This is a genomic window from Streptomyces sp. NPDC008079, from assembly GCF_042957385.1.
Classification (GTDB): Bacteria; Actinomycetota; Actinomycetes; order Streptomycetales; family Streptomycetaceae; genus Actinacidiphila.
The window spans coordinates 15,313-30,724 of the sequence record NZ_JBIBIC010000027.1; the positions used below are offsets into that span (position 1 = coordinate 15,313).

Annotated in this window: 13 protein-coding genes; 9 read left to right on the forward strand and 4 right to left on the reverse strand. The window is 72.3% G+C overall.

Going from position 1 to position 15,412, the window contains the following annotated elements; genetic code table 11:
• Positions 1 to 160 precede the first annotated feature (160 nt).
• Positions 161 to 1,063: a ribonuclease BN gene (locus ACFZAM_RS35015; protein WP_391052115.1), complete on the forward strand. Its 903-nt coding sequence runs from the start codon at positions 161 to 163 to the stop codon at positions 1,061 to 1,063.
• 11 nt (positions 1,064 to 1,074) lie between these two features.
• On the opposite strand, the gene ACFZAM_RS35020 is transcribed toward ACFZAM_RS35015, so the two are convergent.
• Complete coding sequence (locus ACFZAM_RS35020; RefSeq protein WP_391052118.1) at positions 1,075 to 2,637, reverse strand: arabinofuranosidase catalytic domain-containing protein; 1,563 nt, start codon at positions 2,635 to 2,637, stop codon at positions 1,075 to 1,077.
• 606 nt (positions 2,638 to 3,243) lie between these two features.
• Here ACFZAM_RS35020 and ACFZAM_RS35025 point away from each other — a divergent pair.
• Both ACFZAM_RS35025 and ACFZAM_RS35030 read left to right on the forward strand, forming a co-directional pair.
• On the forward strand, positions 3,244 to 4,401 hold the full coding sequence (locus tag ACFZAM_RS35025) for a site-2 protease family protein (protein ID WP_391052122.1): 1,158 nt from the start codon (positions 3,244 to 3,246) through the stop codon (positions 4,399 to 4,401).
• A 60-nt stretch (positions 4,402 to 4,461) separates the two neighbouring features.
• Positions 4,462 to 5,010 (forward strand): hypothetical protein, encoded by a 549-nt coding sequence (locus ACFZAM_RS35030; RefSeq protein WP_391052125.1) that lies wholly within the window; start codon positions 4,462 to 4,464, stop codon positions 5,008 to 5,010.
• A gap of 157 nt (positions 5,011 to 5,167) precedes the next feature.
• On the opposite strand, the gene ACFZAM_RS35035 is transcribed toward ACFZAM_RS35030, so the two are convergent.
• Positions 5,168 to 5,791 carry a hypothetical protein gene (locus ACFZAM_RS35035; RefSeq protein ID WP_391052128.1) on the reverse strand — a complete coding sequence of 208 codons (624 nt, stop codon included), beginning with the start codon at positions 5,789 to 5,791 and terminating at the stop codon, positions 5,168 to 5,170.
• A gap of 481 nt (positions 5,792 to 6,272) precedes the next feature.
• On the opposite strand from ACFZAM_RS35035, the gene ACFZAM_RS35040 reads away from it, so the two are divergent.
• The gene (locus ACFZAM_RS35040) at positions 6,273 to 6,827 is read left to right on the forward strand and encodes a hypothetical protein (protein ID WP_391052131.1); all 555 of its coding nucleotides are present in this window, start codon (positions 6,273 to 6,275) and stop codon (positions 6,825 to 6,827) included.
• An 81-nt stretch (positions 6,828 to 6,908) separates the two neighbouring features.
• Positions 6,909 to 8,069 (forward strand): cation:proton antiporter, encoded by a 1,161-nt coding sequence (locus ACFZAM_RS35045; RefSeq protein WP_355347453.1) that lies wholly within the window; start codon positions 6,909 to 6,911, stop codon positions 8,067 to 8,069.
• A 79-nt stretch (positions 8,070 to 8,148) separates the two neighbouring features.
• Here the strand turns inward: ACFZAM_RS35045 and ACFZAM_RS35050 are convergent, their stop codons facing one another.
• Positions 8,149 to 10,533, reverse strand: a complete 2,385-nt coding sequence (locus tag ACFZAM_RS35050) for a phosphoketolase family protein (RefSeq protein WP_355347450.1) — start codon at positions 10,531 to 10,533, stop codon at positions 8,149 to 8,151.
• 280 nt (positions 10,534 to 10,813) lie between these two features.
• Entirely contained in the window at positions 10,814 to 11,941 is a 1,128-nt protein-coding gene (locus ACFZAM_RS35055; RefSeq protein ID WP_391052135.1) for a universal stress protein, read from the reverse strand.
• Between the two features lie 326 nt (positions 11,942 to 12,267).
• Between ACFZAM_RS35055 and ACFZAM_RS35060 the strand changes: the two genes are divergently transcribed.
• The 4 genes from ACFZAM_RS35060 (at position 12,268) to ACFZAM_RS35075 (ending at position 15,402) form a co-directional block, all read left to right on the forward strand.
• On the forward strand, positions 12,268 to 12,960 hold the full coding sequence (locus ACFZAM_RS35060) for a CBS domain-containing protein (RefSeq protein ID WP_355347444.1): 693 nt from the start codon (positions 12,268 to 12,270) through the stop codon (positions 12,958 to 12,960).
• A complete protein-coding gene (locus ACFZAM_RS35065; RefSeq protein WP_355347441.1) occupies positions 12,960 to 13,391 on the forward strand; it encodes a cyclic nucleotide-binding domain-containing protein in 432 nt (143 codons plus the stop codon). The genes ACFZAM_RS35060 and ACFZAM_RS35065 overlap by 1 nt, the downstream gene beginning before the upstream one ends.
• Before the next feature lie 209 nt (positions 13,392 to 13,600).
• On the forward strand, positions 13,601 to 14,311 hold the full coding sequence (locus ACFZAM_RS35070) for a response regulator transcription factor (RefSeq protein WP_355347438.1): 711 nt from the start codon (positions 13,601 to 13,603) through the stop codon (positions 14,309 to 14,311).
• A 101-nt stretch (positions 14,312 to 14,412) separates the two neighbouring features.
• On the forward strand, positions 14,413 to 15,402 hold the full coding sequence (locus ACFZAM_RS35075) for an Acg family FMN-binding oxidoreductase (protein WP_391052138.1): 990 nt from the start codon (positions 14,413 to 14,415) through the stop codon (positions 15,400 to 15,402).
• The last annotated feature ends 10 nt before the right edge of the window (positions 15,403 to 15,412 follow it).

The following is a 15,412-nucleotide window of genomic DNA, read 5'->3' on the forward strand; positions in this document are numbered from 1 at the left end:
CTTGTCCCCGTACTCCCGTGCCGCGTCGCGGAGACCTGGCCCATCCCGGATAGCCGGCCGTGCGCGGGGGCATACGCCGAACACAGGAGCGACGAAGACGGCGTACGGGGAACGGTGACAACGACCGCACAGGGCTGAACTCCGGCTGAGGAGGGGGACGATGGTGGATCTGCGCCGGGTCTGGGAAGGCTCGGCGGCCGGACGCGTGTGGCGCAAGGGCGCCGAACTGGAGCTGCTGCAACGCTCGATGGGCTTCGCCGCGCTCGGCCTGGTCACGTTGATGCCGCTGCTGATCGTGGTCGCCGCGGCGGCGCCCTTCCAACGCACCGGCTTCGCCCAGTGGGTGGTCGACGGCATGGGCCTGTCCCCGCACCCGGCCGAGTCCGTGCAGCGCCTGTTCGCCACACCACGGCGGGTGTTGAGCACCACCAGCGCGCTCAGCCTGGCCTCGCTCGCGATCTTCGGACTGTCCTTCGCGGCCAGCGTCGAGACCGGCTACCGCAAGGTCTGGGAGCTGCCCGCCAGCCCCTGGCACAGCGTGTGGCGGCGCGCGGTGTGGCTCGCGGGCCTGACGGCGTATCTCTTCGCCGAGGCCCAGAGCGGCGCTTTCCTCAGCCACGGCTGGCGGCAGGCCGTGGTGCGCATCACCCTCACCCTCGTCTTCGGCGTCCTCTTCTTCTGGTGGGGCCAGCGCTTCCTCCTCGGCGGCCTCATCACCTGGCGCGCGGCCCTGCCCGGCGCCGTCCTCACCATGGCGGGCCTCGTCGGCCTGCGGGGCTTCTCCTGGCTGGTCTTCTCGCCGCTCATCGTCACCAACGCCGTCACCTACGGCTCGGTCGGCACCGTCTTGATGGTGCAGTGCTGGCTGATCGGCGTCGGCTTCGTCTTCTTCGGCGGCCCCCTCATCGGCTGCGAGATCCAGCAGACCCGCGCCCGCCGGGCGGCCGGCCCCCAGCAGACGGGGACGGAGGCGGAGACAGCGACGGAAGCGGAGACGGAGACGGAAGGAGAGGCGGTGGCGGACGGGGAGGGCCGCGTCGCCGGGTGGCGGCGCGGCCCGTAACGTCGGACGGTTCAGCCCCAGGGCTGGGAGACGACCCAGCTCGTGTCGTCGCTCCAGGACGTGGCGCTGTCCCAGGCGTTGGAGCCCCCGTTGCCGCCGATGTAGACGGTGTTGTTGTAGTGGCGGATGTCCTTGTCGGTGTAGTTGACGGACTGGAAGGTGTTGCCCTGGCCGTTGTTGCCCGGCTGCGGGCAGAAGGTGGCGTCCTGGGCGTAGAGGGAACCACCGTCATTGGCATTGAGCTTGAGCTGGAAGTTGGAGTGGCGCAGGTACTGCCCCGAGGTGTTGGCGGACTCGAAGGAGAGGCAGGCGCTGTTGGCCAGACCCGCCCGTACGATCCAGGTCGCGTCGGCCTTGTCGGTCGCCGAACTGGACGCGGACACCGGGGAGATGACCACATTGGCGTCGCTGTCGTCGTGCCGGATGTAGTCGGTGGTGCAGCACGCGGTCGTGGCCCGCAGCGAGATCCGCGAGCCGGGGGTCAGCGAACCGGAGCCCGACGACTGGGTCGTGTACCCGACGGAGGCGATGTTGGTCTGCACCGCGTTCTCGGTGGCGTCGGAGGGGTAGCCGGACGTCATCACGCCCTCGTAGAACGTACCGGCGGAGCCCTTGCTGTTGTCGCCGCCGATGCCGAGGATGATCGCGCCCTCCTTGTGCATCGGGTTGTAGCCCGAGACGTTGGGGCGGACGCCGCTGTAGTACGTCGACAGGCCGCCCGACTGCGCGTTGCCGCCGCGGATCGCCCACTGGTTCGGGCCGCCCTTGACCATGGCGGTCAGGTAGCGGAAATTCACCGTCGGGTCGTTGGCGTTGTAGTGCTGGTTCACGCCGGAGAACAGGCCGTTCTCCAGGTCGGCCATGACCCAGGGGCCGTTGCCCGCGCCGTAGCCCCAGACCTTGATGTTCCCGAAGTAGATGGCCTCCATGTGGCCGTTGCCGGTGTCGTTGTTACTGGTCTCGGCGTTGCCGTAGTCGAAGCAGCAGCCGCCGTTGTAGTGCGTGCCGTCGAGGATCGCGTACATCCCCTCCGGCTGGTCGCCGGTCGCGATCCCGCTGGTGTGGTCGTTGCGGTAGCCGGTGCCGGGCGCCACGTAGACGCCGTACGCCTTGTGGCCGCCCACCGTGGTCGGCGCCGCGGTCGCGTTCGCCAGATTGTCGGGTCCGCCCGCGGCCCCGCCGCCGGGCGCCTGGGTGAGGTTGTTGCCGCGTCCCGACTGGTCGTAGATGACCGTGATCACGCAGGTCGTCCCGGAGCAGAACGAGTCCTGTGCGGCGGCGTTGGCGTATCCGCCCGTGCTCAGCACGCCGATGTTCTGTGTGGCGTTGTCGGAGGCGCGCCTGACCTGGTAAAGCGAGCCGTTGTACGTGGAGTACAGCGCCCGTGTGGTGCTGTGGGCGGCCACACAGGGGGTGCCGCCCGCGCTGTACGCGTCGCAGGGGAGCGAACCCGCCGCGTGGGAGGTGCCCGTGCCGCCGAGCAGGAGACCCGCGACGAGGGTCGCCGCGGCGGCGAGGCAGAGCGCCCATTTCCTGAAGCGGCCCGCTAAGGGATTCGTTGCGGTCAGGGACATGAATGTCCTCCTCGATGTGAGTGGGGGGACCGCCGCCCGGCAGCGGGCGGCGGCGCATCGCACCTGGCCGCACGGCGTCTCCGTGACGGTTGCGGTGAGCTTGAATTGTGATCGCTAACAACGCGACATGGTCCAGTGCTGCGGCAACGCGAAGGCGGCACGCGGCGGGTCCGGCACGCCGAGGCGCGCCGACCGTGCGTGAACGGTCCTGGCCCGCGCCGTCCCTGGCGGCGGCGGGATACCGGAGGGCCGTTCGCCCCGCCGACGCGCTACCGACTCCCGGGCCCGTCCGTGGCGGCTCGGCCTGGACGCAGAGCGCGAGAGCGCGTCACGCGGGGGTCTGACCCTCTATCGCTTGGCCGTTATTGTTAGCGCTCACTGTGGCGGCGTCAAGGCGTTGGGCAGAAGAAATCCCGCCCTGGGCGCCCCGGCCTCCGTTCGTCGGGCGCCTCGGGGGACGGGGGCGGCGGTGCATGGGAGACGTCAAGATCCCGCCCCGGAGTCGGCCGGGCCGCACGGTCCGGGGCGCGGGGGAGGACCATGGAGGGGAGGGCGGCTTTTGTCGCGATTTGCGCGGTGCGCGGTGGGCGGGGGCTGGAGGGTGCGATGAACGGATCGGTGCGGTTGGGCCGGATCGCCGGTGTGCCGCTGCGGATGCACTGGAGCGCGCCCCTGCTGATCCTCTTCGTCAGCGTCGCCCTGGGCGGCGGCGTGCTGTCCGCCTGGGCGCCGGGCCACTCCGCGGCCGCCTACCGCACCGGGGCGCTGATCGGCGCCCTGGCCCTCGCCGTGAGCCTGGTCGCGCACGAGGCGGCCCACGCCCTGGCGGCGCGCCGCGCGAAGATCGAGGTCAAGGACGTGACGGTCTTCGCGCTCGGCGGCGTCACCCGGATGGGGTCGGCGACCACGCCCCGCGACGAGGGCTGGGTGGCGGCGATCGGGCCGTTGACCAACCTGGTGCTCGGCGGGCTGTTCCTGACCGCCGCCGTGGCGGTCGACGACACGCTGCACTGGGCCGTGGCCGCGGCCGTACTCGCCTGGGTCGCGTGGGCCAACGGACTCCTCGGCGTCTTCAACCTGCTGCCCGCCGCCCCGCTCGACGGCGGCCGGGTCCTGCAAGCGGTGATCTGGCGGATCCGCGGCGACCGCGAGCGCGCGGCCAGGATCTCCGGGCGCTGCGGCCAGGTGTTCGGCGTCGCGCTGCTCGCCGGCGGCTGGCTCGAAGTCCTCATGGGCCAGGCCGTGGGGCTGTGGCTGGTCCTGCTCGGCGCCTTCATCTCCTTCACCGCCTACGCGGAGGTCCGCCGCTCGGTGCTGTACGAGACCCTGCGCGGCGTCCGTGTCACCCAGGCGATGCACCCGGCGGTCGCGGGCCAGGACTGGCACACCGTGGACGAATTCCTGGCCACCTCGGCCTCCGGCGTCGGCGTCCGTACGGTGATTCCGCTGACCGACCTCGACGGCCGGCCCAGCGGCGTCGTCACCGCGTCCGCGCTCCTGTCCGTCCCGGCGGTGCGCAGGCGGGACACCCGGGTACGGGACGTCGCATTGCCGTTGGACCGCTGCCTGCTGGTCGACCCCGACGACCGGGTCACCGACGTCTTCGACCGTCTCGCCACCACCTCGGGCAGCCCCGTTCTCGTTCTGCACGACAACCGCGTCGTCGGCGTGGTCACCGCCGAGGACATCGCCGGGCTGACCCGGCGCCACCCGCACCCGCCGGCCCGGCCCCCTGCCGCCCGCGGAGCGGGCCACACCACCTGACCGAAGGCCGCACCCACGCGGCGGCACGGGGGAGAGGCGACGGAAAGAAGGACTTCTGCCATGGATCCTGAACGCATCGAGCGCATGGTGACCGCCCTGCGCGCACGAGGCGTCATGGCCCACCGAGCCGACGCGGGCGTCTACGAATTCGGCATCGGCGTGGCGCTGGGGGACGGCAGCGAGGCCCAGTGGAACCTCGGCGGAGCCGCCGGGCTGGACGCGGTGGTGACGCGCGACGGCGTCCTCATCGGCTTCCTCCCGCACGTCCTCGGCGGCGCCGCCTTCACCGACGACCAGATCGTCGACGCCATCGCCACCGCCCGCTACCCGGAGGAGGGCCTCTACCCGGCCCAGGACGCCGGCCCGCGGCCCGATGGTCCGACGCCGCCCGGCGCGCCGGCGCCGCCCGGCCCGCCCGTGCCGCCCGCGACCTCCCGGCCGTCCACCGCGGACCGCCGAACCTCCACCCGGCCCGCGAATCCCCAGCCACCCCCCGCGGACCCTCGGCCGTCCCCCGCGAAGAACGTGCCGACCGCACGGCACCGCACGCTCCTGGCCAGGCTCCGCCGCCTGCGGCGCCTACAGCGGCTCCGCCGGGCCTCGCGCTGACGACGGCCGCTGACCGGCCGCTGACCGGCCACTGACCGACCGCTCACGAACGCTGTCGCCCGCTGACGGCGCCCACGACGGACATCGAGGGCGCGCACGCGTGCGACGGGGCACCGCCGTGGTGGCGGTGCCCCGTCAGGCGCGGGTGGTGCGGGGCTCACACGAGCCAGCGGTGGCGGGCGACGAGGGGGACGCGGGCCCAGGCCCGGCCGAGCCCCCAGGTGGTGCCCGCCGCGGCGAAGGCGAAGAGGATCATCGCCAGGGCGTAGATGAGGTGGTAGTCCACGAACGGGTTGGAGGACATGCTCGGCGCGCCGGTGGACAGGTGCTGCGCGGGCGGCCATTCGGCGGCCCACATCATGGCCATCAAGACGGTGCCCGCGGCGGCGGTCAGACGCAGGGCGACGCCGCTCATGAGGGCGACGCCGATGCCGAGCAGGCCGAGCATGAACAGCCAGTCGGTCCAGCCCTTGCCCGCGATGTCGTGGAAGAACGACTCCAGCGGACCGGCGGAGACACCCGACAGGAACCCCTTGGTGGGCGACCCGCCGTCGATCCAGCCCTTGCCGGAGCCGGTCGCGTAGTGCCAGCCGAAGGTCTTGTCGAGGAAGGCCCACAGGAAGACGAAACCGGTCGCGATCCGTACGGTGGCGAGCGACTTGGCGACGAGCACGGAGTCGGTGCCGACGGCCGTCGCGTCGCCGCCGCGGTCGGCGGACGCCTTGTTCCGAGCGGGGAGGCGGAACCCTGCGTGCTGCCGGGTGTGGTCGTGGACTGCCATGACGGCTCCCAGTTCAATGGGGGTTGACGTTCGGTCAGACACCACTGTGCCGCGCGGTGTTGGCCGCGCGCTGGGGGCTCACGGCCCGACCCGCAGGGCCGAACGGCTCTGCCCGGCGGCCCGGTTGGGCCGAGAGCCCCGAGGCGTCACGTGCCGAGGCGTCGAGGCTTCGAGGCGGCAGGCGTCCCACGGCGGGCCCGGCGGCCACCGTCCGCCGCTGATACCTTCCGGCGCCCCGACAGACCTCACCCGTCCGGCCATCGCGCGACCACTCACCGTGTGCTCATGCCTGCTCCGTTTCGGTGACGGGTGGGCGAAGCACTCATGCGGTCCGGCCGCGGAGCCCGGCGGCGTCCCACGCGGTCCGGTCCACCCACCCGACAGGGCCGTTCGGCCCTCCGCAGACGGCGCGGGAGGCGGGAGCGTGGAGACACGGGGTCAGTCGGCCCCCGTCGTGTCGCTCGACGAGGAGGGACCGACCATGGAACGCGGAATCTGGCTGTGGCGTCTGCGGAAGAATCCGCTGCGCCGACGTTCGTACGCCGTGGAGGCGTGGGCCTTCCTCGCGGCGGCCCTGGCCGCGCTGGTGGTAGCGGTGCTGGTCGGAGTCTCGACCGCGCACGGTCTCGAGCGCGAGTACGCGCAGCAGCGTCTCGACCGGCACAGCACCAGCGCGGTCCTGACCCAGAAGGCCCCGGACGGCTACCGGCTGTCCCGGGTGGACGTACCGGCGCAGTGGAAGGCGCCCGACGGCACCGTGCTCACCGGCATTGTCACCGCCAGTCCCGGCACCTCCCGCGGCGCCGTCGTTCCGGTGTGGACCAACAGCCAGGGTGTCGAGGTCGCGCAGCCGCTGTCCCCCTCCTCCGGGGAATTCCAGGCCGATGTGATCGGCGCGGGAGCGGCCTTCGCCATCTGCGTCGGCGTCCTGATCGGCTGCGGGATCACCACCAAACTCCTCGACCACCGCCGGTGTGCCCGCTGGGACGCCGAGTGGACGGACGCCGACTCGCGCTGGGGCCACCACAGCGTGTGACCGACGGTGCTGGCCCGGCCACGGTCCCGCCAGTACGGTGAGTGACCCGCCGGTCCTTCCGTCTGCCAGGAGACCCCGCCTGTGAGCTTCGCGACGCTGGCCGTCCTGTCCCTGGCCGCCCTGCTGGGCCCGCTGCTGGCCCTGCCGAAACAGTGGCACCTGCCCGTCGTCCTGGGCGAGCTGGCCGCCGGTGTCCTGCTCGGACCCACCGTGATCGGCTACCTGCACGCCGACGATCCGACGTTCGCCTTCCTCGCGGACATCGGCTTCGCCCTGATCATGTTCGTCGCCGGCGCACGGGTACCGGTGCGTGACCCGCAGTTGCGCGCGGGACTGGGCAGCGGGGCCGGGCGCGCCCTGGCCGTCGGCGTCCTGGCGGCGGTCCCCGCATTCCTCCTGGCGCGGGGCTTCGACACCGGGCACACCGCTCTCTATACGGTGCTGATGGCGTCGTCGTCCGCCGCGCTGATCCTGCCGATCGTCGACTCGCTGTCGCTCGGCGGCCCGCAGATCCTGCGCATGCTGCCCCAGGTCGCGGTCGCCGACACGGCCTGCATCGTCGCCCTGCCCCTGGTGATCGACCCGCGCCACGCCGCCCGCGCGGCGCTCGGCGCGTGCGCGGTCATCGCCTGCGCGGCGGCGCTGTTCCTGGTCCTGCGCCGGTTCGAGCGCGACGGCCTGCGGCGCAGAATGCACCGGCTCTCCGAGGAGCGGCGCTTCGCCCTGGAACTGCGGATCAGCCTGGTCATCCTGTTCGCACTGGCCGCGCTCGCCGTGCGGACCCATGTCTCGATCATGCTGGCGGGCTTCTCCTTCGGCCTGGTCGTCTCCGCGATCGGCGAACCCCGCCGCCTGGCGAAACAGCTCTTCGCCCTGACCGAGGGCTTCCTCGGCCCGCTGTTCTTCCTGTGGCTGGGGGCGTCCCTCGATCTGCGCGCCCTGGCCGGTCACCCCTCCTTCGCGGTGCTCGGCGTGGCGCTCGGGCTGGGCGCGGTCGCGGTGCACGCCGCGCTGCGGGTCACCGGCCAGCCCTTCGCCGTGGGCGTCCTCGCCTCCGCCCAGCTCGGCGTCCCGGTGGCCGCCGCGACCCTGGGCACCCAACTGCGCCTGCTCGAACCCGGTGAGGCCGCGGCCCTCATGCTCGGCGCCCTGGTGACCATCGCCGCCGCCACCCTCGCGACCTCCCTCACCGGCCCGAGCACCCCGAAGGACCACGGCCTCGCGGCACCGGCCGCCCCTTGACCGCGAGCCCCGCGCGGCGACGGCGGGCCTCCCGGAATCCGGAAGGCCCGCCGTTCCCACCTCTAATCGTTCCCGGCCCTCAGCCGGTCCAGGACCAGTCGGCGACCTCGGGGAGGTCGACCCCGTGTTCGCGGATCCAGTCGTGGTGGCGCAGCCGGGTGTCCTCCATCTTCTGACGGACGGGCGCCGCCGCCACCGCGAGGCCGGGAACGCGGTCGATGACGTCCATGACCAGCCGGTAGCGGTCGAGGTCGTTGCGGACCACCATGTCGAACGGCGTGGTGGTCGTGCCGTTCTCCTTGTAGCCGCGCACATGCATATGGGCGTGGCCGGTGCGGCGGTAGGTGAGCCGGTGGATGAGCCACGGGTAGCCGTGGTACGCGAAGATCACCGGCTTGTCGGGGGTGAACAGCGCGTCGTACTCGGCGTCGGGCATGCCGTGCGGGTGTTCGTCCTTGGGTAGCAGCCGCGCCAGATCGACCACGTTGACGACCCGTACCGACAGGTCGGGAAGGTGCTCGCGCAGCAGGGACACGGCGGCGATGGTCTCCTGCGTGGGGACGTCACCGGCGCAGGCCAGGACCACATCGGGTTCCGCGCCGTCCTCGGAGCTCGCCCATTCCCAGATGCCGGCGCCGCGTGCGCAGTGCGCGCGGGCGGCCTCCAGATCGAGCCAGTCGAAGCAGGGCTGCTTCCCGGCGACCACGACGTTCACGTAGTCCTTGGAACGCAGCACGTGATCGGCCACCGACAGCAGGGTGTTGGCGTCCGGCGGCAGATAGACCCGCACGACCTCGGGGGACTTGTTGAGGACGTGGTCCACGAAGCCGGGGTCCTGGTGCGAGAAGCCGTTGTGGTCCTGCCGCCAGACATGCGACGTCAGCAGGTAGTTGAGCGACGCGATGGGCCGCCGCCACGGCAGCGGCCGTGAGGTGCGCAGCCACTTGATGTGCTGGTTGGCCATCGAGTCGACGATGTGCACGAACGCCTCGTAGCACGAGAACAGGCCGTGACGGCCCGTCAGGAGATAGCCCTCCAGCCACCCTTGGCAGGTGTGCTCGGACAGGATCTCCATCACCCGGCCGCCGCGCTCCAGGTGCTCGTCGGTGTCGAGTACCTCGGCCTCCCACGCCTTCCCGCTCACGTCGTAGACGGCTTCGAGCCGGTTGGAGGCGGTCTCGTCCGGGCCGACCAGCCGGAAGTCCCGGTGCTCCGCGGTGTCGGCCATGATCTGCTTGAGCAGCCCGCCGAGCACCCGCGTGGGCTCGTGCAGATTCACCCCCGGCTTGTCGACCGCCACCGCGAAGTCCTCCAGCGGCGGCACCGGCAGGTCGCGCCGGAGCAGACCGCCGTTGGCGTGCGGGTTCAGACCCAGCCGCCGCTCGCCGTCCGGCGTGCAGCTCAGCACCTGGGCGCTCGGGCGGCCGTCCCGGTCGAAGAGCTCCTCGGGGCGGTACGAGCGCAGCCACTGCTCCAACTGGCGCAGGTGCTCCGGGTTGTCACGGACCCCGGCCAGCGGCACCTGGTGCGCCCGCCAGGTGCCCTCCACCGGCAGCCCGTCGACCTCGGCGGGTCCCGTCCAGCCCTTCGGCGTACGGAGCACGATCATCGGCCACCGGGCCCGCTCGCCGTCGTCGCCCGCACGCGCCGCGTCCTGGATGGCGGCGATACGGTCCAGCGCGGTGTCCATGGCCGCGGCCATCGCCCGGTGCACGTCGTGCGGGTCGTCGCCCGTCACGTGGATCGGGTCGTGGCCGTAGCCGCGCAGCAGTTCGTCCAGCTCGTGCTCGGGGAGCCGGGCCAGCACCGCCGGGTTGGCGATCTTGTAGCCGTTGAGGTGCAGGATCGGCAGGACGGCGCCGTCGTGCACCGGGTCGAGGAATTTGTTGGAGTGCCAGGAGGTGGCCAGCGGACCGGTCTCCGCCTCGCCGTCGCCCACGACGCACGCCACCAGCAGGTCCGGGTTGTCGAAGGCCGCGCCGTACGCGTGGGACAGCGAATATCCCAGCTCGCCGCCCTCGTGGATCGAGCCGGGCGTCTCGGGCGCGACGTGGCTGGGGATGCCGCCGGGGAAGGAGAACTGCCGGAACAGCCGGGCCATGCCGTCCGCGTCCCGCCCGATGTCGGGATAGGTCGCGGAGTAACTGCCGTCGAGCCAGGAGTTGGCCACCACCGCGGGGCCGCCGTGTCCGGGGCCCCACACGCAGAGCGCGTCCAGCCCGCGGGTCCTGATCACCCGGTTGAGGTGGGTGTGCACGAGGTTGAGGCCGGGGGAGGTCCCCCAGTGGCCGAGCAGCCGCGGCTTGATGTGCTCGGGGCGTAGCGGCTCCTCGAGCAGGGGATTGGCGAGCAGGTAGATCTGGCCGACGGACAGGTAGTTGGCCGCCTTCCAGTGGGCGACCAGGGCGGCCAGTTCGGTGTCGTCAAGAGCGCTGCCCGGCTGGGCCGGGGGTGCCTGAGACATGTCTTCCTCCGCGGAGTCGAAGTCGTCGTCCCAGACTCGGAGGTCTCGCCCGCGGTCCGACAGAGCCGACCGGGCAGTGATCGGGGGCCGTTCGGGCCAGCGCCCCCGGGTCGGGACACGGCGTTCCTCGCGCGAGTCTGCCATGAGGTGCCGGTCGGCCGGGGTAACCGCCCGAGGCGTGTGGCGCGATCCGGGCGGAGACGCCTTCCGTATCGCTCACGGAGCAACCGCCCCGGCCGCGTGGTGCCGACGCCCCGTCGGGCGGAGCGCCGCGCGTGACTCAGCCGTCCTGCCTGGCCTGGTGGCCGCGGAGCAGTCGGCCGTGGGCGGCACGGGAATGGGTGACGACGCATACGTCGATGTCGTCGCCCGAGCCCTCGACGATGATCTCGCCGACACCCCGGCTGAACAGCCTCTGGAGGCGGGTGCGCCGGGTGGCGCCGATCAGGATCTGGCTGGCGCTGACCCGCCGGGCGAAGTCGAGGACGGCGCGGGCCGGGTCGCCGCTGGTGAGCGTGTGGTACGTGCCGCCGAGCTCTTCCACCAGCGCGCGCTGTTCGGCCGGCAGGTAAGCGGAAGGGGACGTCGACGCGTCGTCGGGCTCGACGTGGACGGCGAGGAATTCGCCTCCCGCGCCGCGGGACGCGGTGCGCTTGGCGCGCCGGATGAGGGTGTCGCCCTCCGCGCCGCCGGAGAGGGCGACCAGCACCCGCTCGCGCGCGGACCAGGGCTGCTGGATGCCGTGGCCCTCGCGGTAGCGCTGAAGAGCCTCCTCGACCCGGTCGGCTGCCCACAGCAGGGCGATCTCGCGCAGGGCGGTGAGGTTTCCGGCGCGGAAGTAGTTGACAAGTGCCAGCTCGGCCCGCTCCGGCGGATAGATGTCGCCGTCGGCCATCCGCTGCCTCAGCGCCTCGGCGGACATGTCCACGAGCTCGATCTGGTCCGCGCCGCGGACCACGTCGTCCGGAACGGTCTCGCGCTGTTTGGCCCCGGTGATGTGCTCCACCACGTCGTTGAGCGATTCGAGATGCTGGATGTTGACGGTGGAGATCACGTTGATGCCCGCGTCGAGCAATTCGTGGACGTCCTGCCAGCGCTTCTTGTTCCGTGCGCCGGGGATGTTGGTGTGGGCCATCTCGTCGACCAGCGCGAGTTGCGGGCGGCGGGCGAGGACGGCGTCGAGGTCCATCTCCGTGAAGGCGCAGTCGCGGTATCCGACGGTCCGGCGCGGCACCTGCTCCAGGCCCTCCGCCATCCGGTGGGTCAGCGGCCTGCCGTAGTCCTCCACGAAGGCGATGACCACGTCGGTGCCCTGGTCGGCACGCAGGTGGCCCTCGCCGAGCATCGCGTACGTCTTGCCCACCCCTGGGGCCGCCCCGAGATACACCCGCAGGCTTCCGCACGCCATGGCCGTTCCCTTCTCGCCGCCGAGGCCGAACCGGCCCGCACATCGACCGGACGTCCCGAGATCTCACTGTTTTACCCTTTATCTCTCCATTCTCCTGGTTATACATATGAACGGGAGGCTTCGCCGCGGGCTCCGTGCCGGTACCTGGCCGACGTGGAGCGGAACCGGGCGGCGGCGCGAGCCGGCCCACCGGCCCCGGCGCCGGGACCTCGCGAGGGCCGGTCGGCCGGGGCGGCCACCCCTTGTGGCCCTGGAACACGGAGTGCGCGCGCCGCACCGTGAAGGGAGAGGGGCGGCAGGCGAGCGCGTCCGCGGAGGAGTGGGTCATGAAGCAGCGTGAGGTCGGGATCGTGATGACGAGTGACGTCGTCAGCGTCCGCCCCGCGACACCGTTCAAGGACATCGCCGGGCTGCTCGGGAAGCACCGGGTGAGCGGTGTGCCGGTGGTGGACGACGACGAGAAGGTGATCGGGGTGATCTCCGCGACCGACCTGATGTTCCGCCAGGCGGAGCAGGCGTGGAACGTCCCCGCGCGGCGCATGTCCTTGAACCGTGCCGCGTACCGGAAGGCGGCCAAGGCCCGCGCCCGCACCGCGGGTGAGCTGATGTCGGCCCCGGCCGTCACCGTCCAGGCGTACGAGTCGGTCGTCGGCGCCGCGCGCACCATGCTGGAGCACGGGGTGGAGCGGCTGCCCGTCCTCGACGAGGAGAGCCGCCTGGTCGGCATCGTGACCCGGCGCGACCTGCTGCGGGTCTTCCTCCGCCCGGACGACGAGATCCGCGCCGAGGTGATCGACGAGGTCTTCGTCAAGACCTTCTGGGCGCCGTCGGACGCGGTGGGGGTCACGGTCTCCGGCGGCGTGGTCACCCTGGAGGGCCGGCTGGAGCGGGCGGACCAGGTGCCGGTGGCCGGCTGGATGACCGGACGGATCGACGGGGTCGTCGGCGTCGTCAACAGACTCACCTCACGCTTCGACGACTCCCTCGCCGAAGCGAAGCGACCGGAAGGGGCACGGTGATGAGAACCGCTACCACTGGCCTGTTCAGCTCGCTCCCGTCCCCCGGACGGCAGCGGCTGGAGAGCCTTGCCCGAGAGGTGTCGTTCCCCGCGGGCACCCGGATCTACGAGGAGGGCGAGCGGGCCGACCGGTTCTGGGTCGTGCGCACCGGCGCCGTCACCCTCGACCTCCGGCGGCCCGGGCGCCCGGCCCCCGAGGTGGAGATGCTGGGCCCCGGAGACCTGCTCGGCTGGTCCTGGCTGTTCCCGCCGTACGTCTGGCAGATGGGCGCCCAGGCCCAAAGCCCCGTGCGGGCACAGGAGTTCGACGCCACCGTGGTACGGGCGCTGGCCGAAGCGGACCCGGTGTTCGGACGAGCCCTGGCGATGAAGGTCGGCGAGGTCGTCGCCCACCGGTTGCAGAGCACCCGGGCCAGACTGCTCGAGCGGTGAGCAGCCCGTGAGCCGCGGAGAACGCGGAAGCGAAGCAGGCTGAGCGGCCTCCCGGCCGTGGGCCCGCGATGGGCGACAACTGCGCTCCAGACTCTGCCCCGACGTCCGATACCGGCCAAGGGACCGTTCGGCCCTAGCAACGGGTCCGTACGACCGTTCATGATCGGAGGACCGGGCGCGGCACACGACAGGGCGAAGGATCGGCGCACATGACCGAAGTACGGCAGTTCTCACCGCAGGCGCCGATCAGGGTCTTCCTGCTGGACGACCACGAGGTCGTCCGGCGCGGCGTCCACGACCTGCTCGACTCGGAACCCGACATCGAGGTGGTCGGCGAGGCCGCGACCGCCGCACAGGCCGAGGCCCGCGGACCGGCCCTGCGGCCGGACGTCGCCGTCCTGGACGTCCGGCTGCCCGACGGCGACGGCATCACCGTCTGCCGCGAGCTGCGGTCGCGGATGCCCGGTCTCGCCTGCTTGATGCTGACGTCCTTCGACGACGACGACGCGCTGCTCGACGCGATCATGGCGGGCGCGGCGGGCTATGTGCTCAAGCAGATCAAGGGCTCCGACCTGGTCGCCGCCGTGCGGACCGTCGCCTCGGGGCAGTCGATGCTCGACCCGGCCACCACCTCCCGGCTGATGAGCAATCTGCGCGGCGGCGGCCCGACAGCGACGGCGGAACCCGAGGTCGAGGCGCTCGCCTCGCTGTCACCGCGCGAGCGCGAGATCCTCCAACTCGTCGGTGAGGGACTCACCAACGGCCAGATCGGCAAGCGCCTGTACCTGTCGGAGAAGACGGTCAAGAACAACGTCTCGCGGCTGCTGGCCAAGCTCGGCGTGGAGCGCCGCATCCAGGCGGCCGTCATGGCCACGCACGACACCGCCCAGCACTCCGGGCCGGAGCACGGCCGCCGCTGAACACGGGGCCGACCGGCCCTCCGGCCGGGCACCAAACGGCCCCTCCCGCCGCCCGTCGTGCTCCGTCAGCCTGGAAGCAGGACGGCCGGGAGGAGAACACGATGCGGACCGCACCACTGGACGCGGAGACCCTGGAGAAGCTGATCTCCGCGGCGGGCGCGGCGCCTTCGATCCACAACACTCAGCCGTGGCGGTTCCGGCTCGACCCCGACACCAGCACGCTGGAGGTACGGGCGGCCGTCGACCGCGGGCTGCGGCACGTGGACCCGATGGGACGCGCCGTCCACCTGTCGGTCGGCGCCGCCCTGTTCAACCTCCGGGTCGCGGTCGCCCACTTCGGCTGGGACCCGGTGCCGCGGCTGCTGCCCGACCCCGCCGAGCCCGACCTGCTGGCCTCCGTACGCCTGGCCGGACCGCTGCCGACCGGTGCCCGCCGCGACCGGCAGGACCTGTACGACGCGATCTGGCGGCGGCACAGCAGCCGTCTGCCGTTCTCCGAGCAGGCGCTTCCCGCCCAGGTGCTGACCGAACTGGCCGAGGCCGCGGACGCCGAGGGCGCCCGGCTGGTACGGCCCGCCGCGGAGGAGACGGCCCGCCTGCTGGAGTTCACCACGGAGGCCGAGCGGCGCGGCATGAGCGATTCCGACCGCCGGGCCGAGAGCCGGAGCTGGATCCGCGAGGGGAGCGCGGACGGCCTGCCGGGCCGGGCGCTCGGCCCCCAGGACAGCGCGGGCCGACTGCCGCTTCGGGACTTCTCCGCGCTGCGCCCGGAGAACTACCAGCCTTCCGCGGCCTTCGAGCGGCACCCGGTGATCGCGGTCCTGTCCACCTGCCACGACCGCCCCGCCGACTGGCTGCGCGCCGGTCAGGCGCTGGAGCACGTCCTGCTCGTCGCGACCGCTCACACTGTCCGCGCGTCACTGCTCCATCAGGCGCTGGAGTGGGACGACCTGCGGTGGCTGCTGCGCGACCCGCGCGGCGGCATGGAACACGTACAGATGCTGATCCGCCTCGGCTACGGACCGGAGGGCCCGGCCACACCCCGGCGCCCCGTCGCCGACGTCACCGATGCCGGAACGCACACGCTCTAGGTGTATTGAC